Source organism: Rhodanobacter sp. L36 (assembly GCF_009765755.1).
Lineage (GTDB): Bacteria > Pseudomonadota > Gammaproteobacteria > Xanthomonadales > Rhodanobacteraceae > Rhodanobacter.
Map to the genome: position 1 here is coordinate 263,441 of NZ_LMUV01000006.1, position 14,662 is coordinate 278,102.

Below are 14,662 nucleotides of genomic sequence, written 5' to 3' on the forward strand. Positions count from 1 at the left end.
CAGGTGCGTCGTCTCCTGCTCAATGCACGCTGGTGAAGGCGTAAGGCGCGCCGTCCGAACGCGGGATTTTTCCGGCCAGCTTTCTCGCCCATTCGCGGCCTGCGATGACGGATCTGAAACTTGCATGCAGGCACGCGTCGAGCGCTGCGTTCTGGCCGACGGCAGGCGGCGTGAGACCCCAGGCGCGCATGCGCTCGTGCGCACGGTGCAGCAGGCTGTCCCTGCGCGTGCCATCGGTGTAGTAGGTGAAGCTGACGGTGATCGATGGATCGTCGCCGCTCTCGACCATGTGCGGGCTGGTCGACGGCATGTACGCGCCCTGGCCGGGTTCGAGATGAAACACGGTAGCGCGCTCGCGCAGGCTGTCGTTCCAGCTCAGCAGATCGCGTTCGTGGTGCTGGTGGAAACGGTCGCGCGATTGTTCGCTGGCCGCGGCGGTGTCGCGATGGTCCCAGACGTACAGGGTCTTGCGTCCGCTCACCTGCAAAATGAAATTGTGTTCCTTGTCGAAATGGAATGGCGTCACGGTATTCGGCGAAGTGATGAAGATCCAGCCGCCGCGATAGCACATGCCCGGATCGAGCCGGTCGATGCGCGATTTCAAACCGTCGAGCACGTCATCGACGAGCGTGCGATAGGTCGGATCGGACTGCACGTTGAGCAGCGACATCCATGCCTTGGCGTCGCGAATCTGCCGCAACGTCTCGGCGGCCGACATGCGGTTGGGATGCAGGCGCGGCGCAGCGTTGAAAGGCGTACCCGCTTCGGCGCCGCTGCTGTGCGTGCGCACGCGGCCATTCGATTCGAGACGCTTGCCCAACTCCATGAGCTGATCGGGCTGCAGCAACGGGTGTTCCATCAGCCGATGCCGTACCGGCGTGATGCGCCATGGATCAAATGCGGACCAGTCGACATCGACAAGGTCGGATGAATTGCTGGCCATGATCTCCGCCCCCCTGCTTTGCGGATTTGCTCAGAATCGAATTCTCGATCGGCATGTCATCGGCGACGAGCAGCTCCATGCTCGATCGTCGCCACGCCACACCGCGCTCACATTAACTTTTCGTCCCGCCTGTTCATTGCTTCGGCTGATCGGACTGAAATGCGAACAGCCAAAGAATCGCGCCCTGTGCGGGCGTGCCCTTCCACGTCACATTATAAGTGCCCGCCGTCGTTACCTGCCTTGTTGCGACGGCACATTGCACCGCGCTGTTGGGAGGCAATTGCAGATAGCTGTCGATGACCTTGAATCCGTCGTCCGGTACCGCTGTCATGCTGTACACGTAGGCGTCGCCCAACCAGACGGCCACCAGGGTGGCCGGTCCGGTCGTGGTGACGCTGCCGCTGGTGAGCTCCATGCGCGTTGGATCCGCTGACTTTCCCTGCCAAGTTCGTGCCAGTTTGTCAGCCGCGCGACTGATGAGACCGGGCGTCGGATAGTTCCGCGCCACGTCCTGCAGCTTGCCGGCGTTTTTTATTTCGATGAACGGAATGGTGATCTCGCCTTCCGGCACGCTGCCCTTCACCAGCGTCACGGTGTGACGTGGCCCGCCATGGCCCGCGAGCGCCACATACGCCTTCGCATTGAAGCGACCGTCGTAGCCGTTGTACACGGCCGCGTCGCCGATCTGTTTCCACGTATTGCCGTAGGTATCGGCGGGTGCGGCTGAGTTGCTGGCGAACCCGGCCACCAGTGTCAGCAGCGAACTGCCGCTGGCTTGCGTATCGATGCGCGAGGTCACCGCGGGACTCACGCCTTCGTGGTCGATCTGCACCAGCAGGGTATGCGCGCCGAGCGTCGTCACGGGAATCTCCGGACGTGTGGAAGCGTGGCCGCGAACGGGCAGCACAGCCAGCAGCGCCACAGCCATGATGGCGGCTGCCTGTGCGATACCCATCATGCGGGGTTTGAAGGAACGGTGCATGGTTGCCGTCGAGTGGGATTGCCGGATGTCGATGGTGACTCGGTTGCAGATCCGGCGGCCGATGGATCGCGAGCGGCGCCGCGTCTCGCAGGGCTTCAAGGATCGCGCAAGCCGTGCACGGATGCACTCCACCATTCGCATTGACACTGTCAAAAACCGCGCGTAGCGTCGGCCGGAATCGCTATGCCGTCCGACCGATCCAGACGTCGCATCGCATCGATTCCGGCCATGGTGAAAAAGGGGAATGGCTTGGCCCGCGACACTGACTTTCTCGATTTGTACAACCAGCTGGATTTGCAGCCAGGCTGCGATCTTGCCGAGCTCAAGCAGGCGTACCGGCGACGCCTGGCGATCCTGCATCCCGATCGCCAGGTTGGCCCTGCATCCGATGCGCACGCGCCGGCGGAGTTGCAGCGACTCACCGCCTTGTATGGCGCGGCCATCGAATTCCATCGGCAGCACGATCGCCTGCCCGGCGGCGGCGTGGTACGACCGATGCCGCACGTCGGCGTGAACCGCGGCTCGGCTTCTTCGGCTGCACCGGTGGTCGAACCCGCAGGACGTCGACGTTGGTGGCTGGTCGTTCTCCTCGGCATTGCCGTCATGGTGTTCGTGTGGTGGCAGAGCGATCCATCGCCCGACGCTGCTACCGCCGCGCCGGAATCGGCCGAGCCGACCGACATCGCGACACCGACCGCGGCACATTCCGCTGGACTGATCGACGTCGGCATGAGCACGGACGCCGTCCAGGCAATCGAAGGCGATCCGCTGGTGATGACGGCCGACCGCTGGGAGTACGGGCCGTCGTGGATTCGCTTCGAGGACCACAAGGTCGTCGACTGGTACAGCTCGGCGCTGCGTCCGCTCAAGGCGGCACCGCGGCGCGCACATCCGTAATCGTCGAATTGCCACGTCAGTTGCTTCGATGCTTGTGGCGCGCGGCGGGCACTTTCGCCGCGAGCCGTCCGCCAGCCAGATGTTGATCGACATCGGGCAACGCGCGGGCCTGGACCTGCTGCACTTTTCCGCTCGCATCCACATCGAAATCGAGTACGCCGTTCGCGCTCGTCTTGCTGCCGCCTTCGGGGCTCACGCTGATCGCCTGCGTTGCGCCGGTGTTCGACACGGCGATGCGATAACCGGCATTTGGCGCAAGTCCAGTTACAACATGTCGTGCAGCCGCGGCCGGGACGGTATACGCAATGGCGCCGTTGATCGCAGTGCCTGCATTTTCCGTGCTCGCGATGACCACGCTGTTGCCATCGCTCGCCGCCAGCCGCACGCCGACGACATGACCTTGCGTGACGGTCACCGGACTCGCCGCGGCGACCGCGGCGGCCGAGGGCGACAGATCGAAAACCGTCAGCCACTTTTGCACGACGTCGTTCGTCGGCGGGCGCACCTGGACTTGCCACACTTTCACCGGATCGCTGTGCGGATACAGCGGCAAAGTGGTGACCTTCGTGCTTTGCGGCAGCACCGTGGTCATCGCGCCGACGTACGTGTGCTGGTAGGTGACGTCGAGGCGCTGCTGTCCCGCGGCGCTCTGCGCCTGCTGCGGATTCGCGGGAAAGTGCCAGGCGAGAAACTGGTCGTAATCGGCGCGGCCTTCGGTGGTGCGGTCATAGACGACGAAGCGGTTCGGGCGCAGGTAGATGACCTGTCGCGACCACGCGGCAACGCCCGGTCCGAAAGTGAACTTGCGATACATGTTCTCGATGTTCGTCGCCAGCACGTAGACGTAATCGCCGGCATCCTCGAACGCCGCGACGCGCGTGTGTGCATTGTCGTCTTCGATGGTGTACGCGGCCTGCCCGTAGCGCTCGGCGACTTTGTCACCACGCATGTGACGCACGTAGAACACGTTGTACATCTGCCGGTTGCCGACATAGACCGTTCTGTCCACGTCACCGAAGTTGTCGTTGTAGACGTTGTTTTCGTCGGCGCTGCCATTGGGGTTGTGCACGACCCAACCGCCCGCGTTGACCAGCAGCGGCAACGCGCCATGCACCAGCGCGAGGCTGCCTTGGTCGAAAAGCTCTTCGCCCTGTGCAGGATTGTTGACGTAAGGTCCGGCGCGGAACGACATCCAGCTTGCGCTCGTGCTCCAGTCCGATCGCGCCGCGACGGCGTTCATGCCGGTGGCGAAATACGACCGCGGCAAAGTCTTCACGTCCGCCTTCGGTGACGACGGATCGACGTCGAGAAAACTCAGCCATGGATCGGCGCCGTCAGCATCCGAGGTCGCTTTTTTCACTTCGTCGAGATAGCTGTGAAAGATCGCGGCTTTCGGCGAATGCCAGTAGGTGAGGTCGCCGAGAATCTGTTCGAACATGTTCACCGGCACGCTGCCCGGCGGCGTGTTCAGGGTGTTTGAATGGCTGGTGTCGCGGTCGTCGAAGTAGGCGCGCGACGGCCAGGTGAATTGCATGACGTAGTCGGCGTTGTCGATCGGATAGATGTACGGCGTGATGCCGTCAAGCAGATCCTGGCCGGTGGCGGTTTGCACTTCGCGAATCGGCAGGCTCATGTTGAGCATCGCCAGCGGCGCGTAATTGGCGAAGCCTTCCGGCCAGCCGCCGCCCTGAAGATGTTTCGCGTAGTAAGGGCGCACGCGATCAGCGAACTGATGCCCGAGCCAGTCGCGCCATTCCGCTGGCGCGTTGGGATTGTCGCCGTACGTACCCAACGCGATCGCCGCCTTGGCGTGGAAATATCCGGCGAAATAATTGCTCTGCGGATGGACGTACTCGAACTGCGAAACGCTGTGCGGGTTTTCCCATGCAGCCAGCCACGTGTTGGCCGTGTTGTAGACCTGGCTGCGCTGGGCCGGCGTGAGCAGGTCGTACAACCAGTCATAACCCAGGCCGAAACCGACGCCGTAGAAGCGGATGACGTAGCCATCGTCCTTCATCGGATCTTCGCCCTGGTTGCCTTTCGCCTTGCTGAAAGGCGCGGACATTTTCATCAGCAGTTCGACCCCCTTGGCACCGTAGCGCGCGGCCGCCTTGGAATCTTCGGTCTTGAGGATCTGATAGCAGAGCGCCGAATTCATCAGCGCGGGCAGATAGGCATCGCCCTGATAGCCCTGACCGAGATTCGGAAGGTTCGGATAACCCTCTTCGCTCGGAAAATTCACCGTGCCGCCGGCATACGAATCGCAACTTTTTTTCAGTCGCCGCCATTGCGGCGTGTCTTGGGATGCGCGATTGCGCAGATCGGCGAGGGTTTCCGCGTCGAGGATCATGCGCGGATGCGCGGAAGTTACTGCATCGGGGTTGGCCGGAGGCGTCGGCGCATTCGCCGCTTGCGCCAACGTTCCGGAAAGCAGCATCCCCGCACCCGCGGCAAGACGAAGCCAGGACGACTTCGTCCCTTCAAGCCTGCCGTGCACATCCGACTGTGCGCGATACGTGCCGCTCCCGTGGTGCATGACGACTTCCTAGCGTGCTCCGCGTCCGAACAGGACGACTTCCACTGTCTGGATCAGGATCAGGAGATCGAACAGCAGGTTGTGATTTTTCACGTAATACAGATCGAACTTGAGCTTCTCGGCCGCGTCGTCTTCGGAAGCGCCGTACGGATAGCGCAACTGCGCCCATCCGGCCAGGCCCGGCTTGAGGCAGTGGCGCAGGCTGTAATAGCGAATCTTCTGCTCGAGGTCCGCGACGAATTGCGGGCGCTCCGGACGCGGGCCGATGAAACTCATCTCGCCCTTGAGCACGTTCCACAATTGCGGCAGCTCGTCCAGCCGCACCTTGCGGATGAACTTGCCCACGCGTGTAACACGATCGTCGTCCTTGCTTGCCCAGCGTGCGACGCCGTCCATCTCTGCATCGGTGCGCATGCTGCGGAATTTGTTCAACCAGAACGTCTTGCCGCGCACGCCGACACGTTCCTGTCGATACAGGATCGGCTGGCCGGCGCCGGATTCGATACGAATCGCCAACACCACCATCAGCATCAGCGGCCAGGTCAGCAGCAACACCAGCGCAGAAATTCCCAGATCGAAACAGCGCTTGCTGACACGGCGTATCGGCGTGGCATTGAAGCCACCGGAAAACACCAGCCAGGACGGATCGGTGAACGACAGTTGCACGCGGCCCGATTCGCGCTCGAAGAACGTGGTCAAGTCGGTGACATCCACGCCGAGCTGACGGCACTCGAGCAGGTCTTCCATCGGTAGGCCGCCGCGGCGGTCATCCACGCCGACAACGATCTCGTCGACCTGCTCGCTCTGCACGAGTGCATGTAGCGGTACATCGAAAGGAAACGCTTGTTCCGCCGGCACCGCGAGCGTTTCGCCCGGGCGCGGCACAAAACCGACGATGACGAAATTCCGGCGATCCGCACGACGACGCATGCGGTGATGGATTTGCGATGCGCGCATGCCTGCGCCGAGGATCAACACGCGTCGCTTGAATGCCTCGACCTCGACCAGCCGCAGGAACAACGCGCGGAAACCGGTGACCGCCACGAAACCCAGCAGCAGCGCAATGATCAGAACGCCGCGCCCGACATACGCCTGCGGCACGAGGTAGTAGGCAATCACCAGCCCGATGATGCCGAGCACGAAGCCCACCGCCTGGCGGGCGAGCAAGCCGAACCATCCGGTGCGCATGTGCGACTGATACTGGCCCAGCGCCGCCAGCCCAAGCATCACCACGACGGCGAAAACGAGCGCGCGCTCGGGCATGTGCACGGAGAATTCGGACAGCTGATCGGCATGTCTGAAATAGCGCAGATAGGTCGCCACGTTCAACGAGATTCCCAGCAACAGGAATTCGGCCGAGGCGAGCAGCAATATCCAACGCGTTGTCTGTTTATGCATGAAACGGTACCCCCTGTGGCCCGCCCACGAGTCCTTCGTTTTGGCGGGAGCGCGAGATTATCACGCGCTATATGTCAAGTCCTACCTCGCCGAAAGGTCTATCTCGTCACATTTGTGACGGCGATGGCCCCGACGATTGGAGGAGTCAAGCACAGGTCACGCCAACGTAATGGCGGAAGGCTCGATCCAGGCGGTGGCGGCATGGATTCGTTCGCGGAGGCCGAAAATGTGGAAGGCAATTGCGACAGGCCGATCCCGAAACCCTTGAGCAGCGCCTCCTTGCGTGTCCACAGGCGCAGCAGCTCGAGATCTCGATCTGGCGGGGGCAGTTTTTCGATATCCGCCGCTTCGGCCGGCGTGCAGATGGCGGTGGTCAGCGCGGACAAGTCCGCGCGGGACGGAAATTGTTCGATATCGACGCCCACCGTCACCGCCTGCGCCACGGCCACGGCCACCCACCTGCCGCTATGACTCAGGCTTGTCGACCATTGTGTTCCGGGCAGATGCGGCTGGCCCGAAGGAAGACTTTCCAGCGGCACCGAGGCTGGCTCGAGGCCAAGGCAATCGCAAAGCACGATTCGCCATATCGCGTGCGCAAGCACGTAGATGTCGCGATCGCGGTCGAAGTGGAAGCGCGCCGCGCGTTCGCGTTCCCACGGTCCGAGAAACGTCTCGGCGATGGCCCGCTGTGGCAGCCATCGCGCGACGTCGAAAATCGCGACGCCCGCTTCGCTTGCAACCGGCGGCACAAAGCCGGTCGATCCCAGATGTTGCCGGATCAACTCCGCGAAATCACCTTGTGCGTCGGTGTGATCAACCGTCGACATGTTTGCGGGCTGTGGCGAGAGATCAACTGGCGTTCTGGCGCGCGATGAATCCCAGATACCAGGGCATCGCCACAGTCAGCCCAGCCTGCAACGTGTGCGTGGGCTCATAACCCAGCCGCGAATTCGCGCGGCCGATATCCGCCAGCGAATGGCGCACGTCACCGGCGCGAAAATCACGATACACAGGCCGGCTGCCGTACGACTTTCCGCCCACCGCCAGTTCCGCCACCAGCGAATCGAACAGCTGGTTGAGGCTGGTGCGCTGACCGACGGCCACGTTGTAGACCATGTCGCGATGCTCGTCGGCCGACAGCGCCGCAAGCAGGTTGGCCTGCACCGCGTTGGCGACAAAACAGAAATCGCGCGTGGTTTCGCCGTCGCCGTTGATAAACACTTTTTCGCCGCGGATCATCGTGGCGATCCACTGCGGAATCACCGCCGCATAGGCGCCATCGGGGTCCTGCCGACACCCGAACACGTTGAAGTAACGCAGGCCGATGGCCTTGAAGCCATAGCAGCGCGCGAACACTTCGGCATAGATTTCATTGAGCAGCTTGGTTACCGCGTACGGCGATAGCGCGCGTCCGATCTTGTCCTCGACCTTGGGCAAGGTGGGCTCGTCGCCATACGTCGAACTCGATGCCGCGTAGGTGAAACTGTTGACGCCCTCGTCGCGCGCGGCCACCAGCATGTTGAGGAAACCGGTGGCGTTGGACGCGTGCGTGGCCAGCGGATCCTCGATCGAACGCGGCACCGAACCCAGCGCGGCCTGGTGCAGCACGTAGCGAACGCCTTTGCAGGCTGCGCGACAATCTTCAAGGTTGCAGATGTCGCCGCGGATGAACCGAAAGCGCGACCACGCATCGGGTCCAACCAATTGCTCCACTTCATCCAGATTGCGCTGATAGCCGGTGGAAAAATTATCCAGGCCGACGACTTGCTGCCCGAGCTTGAGCAGGGTTTCGACGAGATTGGAGCCGATGAAACCGGCCGCGCCCGTCACCAGCCAGGTGGCAGATTCGCCGCGCAGGCGCTCCTGCAGCGCCTGCGGCAGTTCGACGTTGTTGGCCATCACAGTCTCCCGTCCACCGCATCGCGCGGCAGCACATATTTCACGTCGTAGATCACCGTGGACGGCTTGCCCAGGGCGCGAATGCCATCGACGCCCATGGCGACGAATTGCCGATGCCCGACCGCGATGATCACCGCGTCGTAGCTGCCGGGCTCGGGATGCTCGACCGGATGGATGCCGTACTCGTGTTCGGCTTCGGCCACGCTGACCCAGGGATCATGCACGTCGATCTGCGCGTCGTAGCCACGCAGCGCTTCGACGATATCGACCACGCGCGTGTTGCGCAGGTCCGGGCAGTTTTCCTTGAAGGCCAACCCGAGCAGCAGGATTTTCGCGCGCACCGGATTGATGCCCTTCCGCACCATCAGCCGGATCACTTCGTTGGCGATGTACGGACCCATGCTGTCGTTGGTGCGACGGCCCGCGAGGATCACATCGGGGTGATGCCCCACTTCTTGCGCCTTGTGCGTCAGGTAATACGGATCGACGCTGATGCAATGACCACCGACCAGACCCGGCCGGAATGGCAGGAAGTTCCACTTGGTACCGGCCGCCTGCAGCACTTCGAGCGTGTCGATGCCGAGCTTGTTGAACAGGATCGCCAGGTCGTTGACCAGCGCAATATTGAGATCGCGCTGGGTGTTCTCGATCACCTTCGCCGCTTCGGCGACCTTGATGCAGCTGGCTTGGTGCGTGCCGGCAACGATGATCGAGCCATACAGACGGTTCACGAAATCGGCCACTTCAGGCGTCGAGCCGGACGTGACTTTGAGGATGTTGGTGACGCGATGCTGCTTGTCGCCCGGGTTGATCCGCTCGGGACTGTAGCCGGCAAAAAAGTCCTGGTTGAACACCAGGCCCGAACCCTTGGCGAGAATCGGCACGCAGACTTCTTCGGTGCAACCGGGATAGACCGTGGATTCGTACACCACGATGTCGCCGGGCTTCAGCACCTTGCCGAGCGTCTCGCTCGCCTTGATCAGCGGCGTCAGGTCCGGCCGCTTGGCCGAATCGATCGGCGTCGGCACGGTAACGATGTAGACATTGCAGCCACGCAGGTCTTCGAGATCGGCACTGAAACCAAGTCGCGGCGACGCGGCGAGCTCATCGGCGTCGACCTCGAGCGTGTTGTCGTGGCCGGTGCGCAACTCGTCGATGCGCGTCGTGTTGATGTCGAAACCGACCGTGTCGTAGTGCTTGCCGAATTCCACCGCCAACGGCAGCCCGACGTAGCCCAGCCCGATGATGGCGATCTTGCTGCTTTCCAGATTCCGCATGCGAAACATCCCGGTGACTTTCAATTCGGAAATATTGCCAGTCCCTGGATTTCGAAGGTCCCTAACGACCGCGGCCATCCTGCCGGAGCGGCATGATGACATCGACTGGCTTCGAATATTCACCATCGACCATCGGTCATATGGCTGTAACGCCCCTGTTCTGCAACGTTGTCGGCAACCCGGCCGACGCGCGATGCGCATCTTAGCGGTTGTCCGGCTTCACGACACTCGGCAACCACATGGTGTGCATGCAAGCAAGCTTCCATGGCGTTCGTTACCGATTCCCAGGGCGCGAAAGCTTCATCCAGCTTCTGGCTATCCACCGCGCCATTGGAGGCATCGTCGATACCATTGCGGCAAAAACGCATATGCAGCACGTATAAACCAACGCAACCAACGTGGCTGCAGCCACGACCATCTCCAGCAATCAGGGCAGTGCCCGCCGGGCCATTGCCAATACTTCGCGCCGCGCCCTCGGCGGGAGTCTTCGTTGATCATCAAACCTGCTGCGCGCTCATTGCATGGGTCGTTGCATCCCGCCCTGCTGGTGATTGATCTGCGCGTGCTGCGCCTGAATCTGAGTTTGAATCTGCGCCTGCATCTGATCGTTCTGCTGGATATGCTGGATCGACTGCTGAGCCTCGGGCGAGGGCTGTTTCACATCCACGATTGCAAGCAGGCCCGTGGATGATGGATGGAAAATCACTTGCCCGCCCTGTCTGTCGAAGGCGATCTCGCCGAGATTTCTTTCTCCCACGCCTTTCGCGTGGCAGGCCTCGGTGAACTGCAACAGACGCTTGTCGCTGGCTTCAGGAATGTGCTCCTTCAGTTGCTGGTACAACCCGTGGTGAGGATTGTCCGGATGACGCGGATCGTCATGCGCGTAAGACGCTTCCGCGGGCGCGATGGATTGTGCAAGCAATGGCGCGTGGTTCGTCGTAGCGAACGACGACTCAGCAGAACCGTGCGATGACTCGTAGGGACGCTGCACGGTGGTGACGTGCTCCGGCACGCCGTGTTGAAGGAACTGGTCTGCTTCTCGTTCCAAATCCAGGATATTCGCATCGAGACTGGGCGTAACCGTTGCCAGCAATGGATGCTTCTCGAAGGCTTCGGAAGCGGCTTGCCCGCCATGACTTATCGCCGTGGCCGCCTCGGCCAGACGCGGGTAATTGGCTGGATTGAGTTCCCATACGGTGGCCACTCCCAGCCCCGCCACCGCGCCCGTGGCAGCGAAAGCGGAAGGCGCATGTTGTGTCACGCCTTCGACGCTCCGAGCGGAAGCATCCAACCCCGCGCGTGCATAGTGGCCTGCACCGCCGATCATCGCGTGTTGCGCGGCCCCGTAACTCTCGGCACCTTTCGAAGTCGCCGATTCCACCGCGTGTGTGACCCCGTGAATCGTTGCCGCATCGGCCTGCCCCAACAAACGATCGCTGGCGGCAAGCGCCGCACTCTGGCGCTGCAGTTCCAAGCCGTCTCGCTCAAGCACTGCTGCCATGCCCTGCAGAACGTGTTGCGCCCGCTCCGGCACCAAATGACCCACGCCACGCAGCATTGACGCGTCGACTTCCGCACCGAAATGCTGGGCTTGACCCAGTCGCTGATCCACTTGCGCCGTCACCTCAGCCTGGGCCACGCGCGCATGCGCCAGCGTTGCGCCGAGGACATGTTCGCCGGACTGGACCACCGACCCTTCGAGTCTGGTCGTCGCCTGCGCCAAGGTGCCGGCATAGTCCGCCGCGCCGTCCACACCGCGGCCCGTGGCATGCAGGCCTTGAGCGCTCAAATGGCCGCCCGCCGCGAACACTTCACCGCCGCGCTCGCCGATACGCGCTCCAGCCGAAACGACAGCCAATGATTCCAGCAACGGTGTTGCCAGGCGCGTGGTTTCCGGCAGGCTGATCACCTGCACGCGCGGAATTAGATTTCCTTGCGCGTCGCGCGTCATCGCGGCCAGCACATGCTGCTCGCCGGCGGCCAGCGGCAAGTCGCGTAGGAGCTTATCGGTGTTGCCAGTAGCCACCTTGTCCACGAAAGCGTTCACCGTGGCTTGAGCTTGCGGCGGCAGACCTTCGCCCAACTTCTGTGCAAAAAATCTCTTCGCTTCCGGCACGCGCTGCAGTACCTCGCATGTTTCCTTCAACGTGCTGCCTAGCTCGAACCGATGCAGCGCGTCCATGTTGTGGATGTTGTTCTGCACACCATCGCTGAGAAGTTCGCCCTGAACCTGATAGTTGGTGATGAGGTGGTTCAAATTCCTGGCAACCACAACGCCAGGATGTTCCTGTGCAAACCGCGCAGTCGTGATGGGATTAAGGCCAGCAGCGTTGAGCGTGGTAGCACGGGTATCCGTGACCGCCGCCACTGCCGCAGCCATTCCGCCGGCCAGGCTGTGGCCGGTGGATTCGAAATCAACGCCATGTAGCTTCAAGTCACGTCCTAGAAGCATCGCGCGATCGTAGTAATCCGTTTTCAAGCCGATCGACTGGGGGAAATTATTGGCACCGAAATCCTCCGCTGATGTGTCGTGCCGCTTGCCATCCTAGGTCATCACTTCGCCGGAAGAGCCTTTGAACGCAAGTGTTGGCTTGTAGCCGGCCTGCTGAAGAGCAGCGTCGGGCAAGTAGATTTCCGCGCGAAAGCCGGACTCGTTCGGATGCAGGGTTCGCAGCAATTGTTGCGGAGTCGTATGCAGCTGCGCTGCGTACTTTCTCATCATCTCCGGATGTTCGCTTAGTCGTGTCCAGCCTTGCGGTGGCCGATTTGGATCCTGGTCCTTAGGATCCTTTCCCTTGCCCGCCCGGTACACGTCCTGCGCCAGACCATCCATCTGGCGAACGTGATATTCCTTCTGCAACCGATCCGCATACTGCAACGAAGTCGGATCGCCACGCTCATGAAGTTGTTGCAGCCTCTCTTGTTCGAGTTCGAGTTCGAGTTCGGTCGGCATAGTTCATTCCTTGATCAGGTAGATTGCGACGGCATGGATTTACAATAAAGGGATGTCTTTTTCTTCGTATGGCTGCCCCAAATCCCTGCGCCAATTGTGATAAACAGCAGGCATCGGCGGCCGTTTGATTCCGTGTGTGAAAAGCCACTGCTGGCACTTGCGCTTCCAGTCAAGCATGTTCGGCTTGTCGGGGTACCAGAAGATGGCTTCGACTGGGAGATAATGCATTTCTTCACCCGCCGGCTTGATCCCCGAGTTCGCCTTGGGATCGGCCCCGTGCTGTAGCAACCAATAAGCAGCCATGAAATTCCCCTCGGCGGTGTAATCATAAAGAATGGAGCCGCTCTGCGTTATTGCATTTGCATCCGCTCCGCGCTCCACCAGCATTTGCACGTTCTGCCACTGGTTGTGCCAAATGTAGGCTTGGAACAACAACGTTTCGCCGTTGACATTACGCGTATTCGGATCGCCCCCATGCTCCAACAGCAATTTCAAATAAGCCGGATCTTCGTTCATTGCGGCATAGACCATTGCATTGTCGTAGTAGAGAACTACGGTTTTATCGAGATCGGGGTAGCGCATCTTGACGTTGGGATTTGCGCCGTCGTCCAGCAACGCCTTGAGCCCCCCCAGACTCTGCGTGATCACGGGCCATGCCACTACAGGCACACGTTCTTCGTCGTTGGTATCGCTGAACAACGCATCCGGATTGACATGCTCGTCCTTGATCAACCGCCGCACTTCACCGGCATTGTTGTCTTGTGCTGCGCGCGCCAGCACTTGCGCCTGCGGATTCCTGAAGGTTCTGGCCGCGTCGAACAATCCTTTCGACGGTGTTGATGGAGCCGGATTCGAACTCTCAGATGAACTGCTCGGTGCAGACAGACTGCAGCTGGCGAGCCATATCACCAAGCCCGCTACACCGATCCAGCGCAGTGCTTTCAATGCAGTCAGCTCTTTGGTGTTAATGGGATTTCTCAGTGAAGTCCACGGCGGAAACATAACTACCGTCCTCATTCAAAACCATGATGTGCGCAATGACCACGCCAAGATTTTTCATATTCAACGGGCAGGCAAACATCGATTCTGTCGTTCCGTCCGGATCATTGATCGGCGTTTGAACACATGCGTCCATATCAATTTTGGTCAACGAAAAAAGGGGGATTTGAATCTTGGTAAAAATCCGGCGAATGGCATCATCGCCCTGCTTCTTGCGGGTAATCGGACTGATCATGGAAAGCATTCCTTCGACATCCGATTTTTTTGCCGCCCCGACATAAAGTATTGCAGCAGCCTTGTTTTCTCTCTTTGTATTTCACCGTCGATTGCCATCGATACTTGCCGCGCATCTGATTCCTGAGCAGCGACAGAGGGTGGCAATGCGCAACTCCATAGGAAGGCATGAGCGACGAGTCCAAATTTCAATCAGTTGGAAGACAATGACAATTTCACCGATCCATCTCCTATGTGAGGGTGTGCGTCATAAAGCGTCCCGTAACTAGGCCAACATACCGAGCGAGAGTCGTTCGCGTACATGGTCGTGATTGCACGCGCGGTGACGCCGGCATCAGTTCGCCAGCCATCGACTCTCCTGCGCATTCTGCGAGCGAACAACGTTCTTGGTGGCCGATCCTTGTTGCGAGCTCGACGCGACCATCCTGATTTTCGCCGGCGCCACACTTGCCCGCTCCTTGAAGTTCTTGTCCTTGAAGAACCAGTTCTTCTTCGCGCGGATGGGTTTGCAGCCTTCGTAGAAGATCAGCTCGTCATCGGCCGG

General features: G+C 60.8%; 14 protein-coding genes and 1 pseudogene. 2 read left to right on the forward strand and 13 right to left on the reverse strand.

Features of this window, described 5'->3' with window-relative positions:
- Positions 1 to 19 precede the first annotated feature (19 nt).
- Positions 20 to 943: a cupin-like domain-containing protein gene (locus GSQ73_RS09440; protein WP_158883361.1), complete on the reverse strand. Its 924-nt coding sequence runs from the start codon at positions 941 to 943 to the stop codon at positions 20 to 22.
- A 133-nt stretch (positions 944 to 1,076) separates the two neighbouring features.
- Complete coding sequence (locus GSQ73_RS09445; protein WP_158883363.1) at positions 1,077 to 1,925, reverse strand: hypothetical protein; 849 nt, start codon at positions 1,923 to 1,925, stop codon at positions 1,077 to 1,079.
- Between GSQ73_RS09445 and GSQ73_RS09450 the strand changes: the two genes are divergently transcribed.
- Together GSQ73_RS09450 and GSQ73_RS09455 are read left to right on the forward strand one after the other, a co-directional pair.
- A complete protein-coding gene (locus GSQ73_RS09450; protein WP_158883364.1) occupies positions 1,924 to 2,091 on the forward strand; it encodes a hypothetical protein in 168 nt (55 codons plus the stop codon). The genes GSQ73_RS09445 and GSQ73_RS09450 overlap by 2 nt on opposite strands.
- Before the next feature lie 83 nt (positions 2,092 to 2,174).
- Positions 2,175 to 2,822: a J domain-containing protein gene (locus tag GSQ73_RS09455; RefSeq protein WP_158883366.1), complete on the forward strand. Its 648-nt coding sequence runs from the start codon at positions 2,175 to 2,177 to the stop codon at positions 2,820 to 2,822.
- 16 nt (positions 2,823 to 2,838) lie between these two features.
- On the opposite strand, the gene GSQ73_RS09460 is transcribed toward GSQ73_RS09455, so the two are convergent.
- From GSQ73_RS09460 to GSQ73_RS09510, 11 genes and pseudogenes are all read right to left on the reverse strand, one after another.
- Positions 2,839 to 5,358, reverse strand: a complete 2,520-nt coding sequence (locus GSQ73_RS09460; RefSeq protein WP_158883368.1) for a hypothetical protein — start codon at positions 5,356 to 5,358, stop codon at positions 2,839 to 2,841.
- Positions 5,359 to 5,367: 9 nt separating this feature from the next.
- Complete coding sequence (locus GSQ73_RS09465) at positions 5,368 to 6,756, reverse strand: TIGR03013 family XrtA/PEP-CTERM system glycosyltransferase (RefSeq protein WP_158883370.1); 1,389 nt, start codon at positions 6,754 to 6,756, stop codon at positions 5,368 to 5,370.
- Positions 6,757 to 6,854: 98 nt separating this feature from the next.
- Positions 6,855 to 7,583 (reverse strand): 4'-phosphopantetheinyl transferase superfamily protein, encoded by a 729-nt coding sequence (locus tag GSQ73_RS09470; RefSeq protein WP_158883372.1) that lies wholly within the window; start codon positions 7,581 to 7,583, stop codon positions 6,855 to 6,857.
- A gap of 22 nt (positions 7,584 to 7,605) precedes the next feature.
- The gene (locus tag GSQ73_RS09475) at positions 7,606 to 8,655 is read right to left on the reverse strand and encodes an SDR family oxidoreductase (RefSeq protein WP_158883374.1); all 1,050 of its coding nucleotides are present in this window, start codon (positions 8,653 to 8,655) and stop codon (positions 7,606 to 7,608) included.
- Positions 8,655 to 9,932 carry a Vi polysaccharide biosynthesis UDP-N-acetylglucosamine C-6 dehydrogenase TviB gene (gene tviB / locus GSQ73_RS09480; protein WP_158883376.1) on the reverse strand — a complete coding sequence of 426 codons (1,278 nt, stop codon included), beginning with the start codon at positions 9,930 to 9,932 and terminating at the stop codon, positions 8,655 to 8,657. Before tviB ends, GSQ73_RS09475 begins: the two co-directional genes overlap by 1 nt.
- Positions 9,933 to 10,051: 119 nt before the next feature.
- On the reverse strand, positions 10,052 to 10,309 hold the full coding sequence (locus tag GSQ73_RS09485) for a hypothetical protein (RefSeq protein WP_158883379.1): 258 nt from the start codon (positions 10,307 to 10,309) through the stop codon (positions 10,052 to 10,054).
- 137 nt (positions 10,310 to 10,446) lie between these two features.
- Complete coding sequence (locus tag GSQ73_RS09490; RefSeq protein WP_158883380.1) at positions 10,447 to 12,384, reverse strand: hypothetical protein; 1,938 nt, start codon at positions 12,382 to 12,384, stop codon at positions 10,447 to 10,449.
- Positions 12,385 to 12,477: 93 nt separating this feature from the next.
- The gene (locus GSQ73_RS09495) at positions 12,478 to 12,885 is read right to left on the reverse strand and encodes a hypothetical protein (protein ID WP_158883381.1); all 408 of its coding nucleotides are present in this window, start codon (positions 12,883 to 12,885) and stop codon (positions 12,478 to 12,480) included.
- Positions 12,886 to 12,924: 39 nt separating this feature from the next.
- Positions 12,925 to 13,887 (reverse strand): ankyrin repeat domain-containing protein, encoded by a 963-nt coding sequence (locus GSQ73_RS09500; RefSeq protein ID WP_254063359.1) that lies wholly within the window; start codon positions 13,885 to 13,887, stop codon positions 12,925 to 12,927.
- Positions 13,850 to 14,119, reverse strand: coding sequence for a hypothetical protein (locus tag GSQ73_RS09505; protein ID WP_158883382.1), 270 nt, complete (start codon positions 14,117 to 14,119; stop codon positions 13,850 to 13,852). The genes GSQ73_RS09500 and GSQ73_RS09505 overlap by 38 nt, the downstream gene beginning before the upstream one ends.
- 333 nt (positions 14,120 to 14,452) lie before the next feature.
- Positions 14,453 to 14,662 (reverse strand): annotated as a pseudogene (locus GSQ73_RS09510) (type IV secretory system conjugative DNA transfer family protein); the annotation flags it as partial.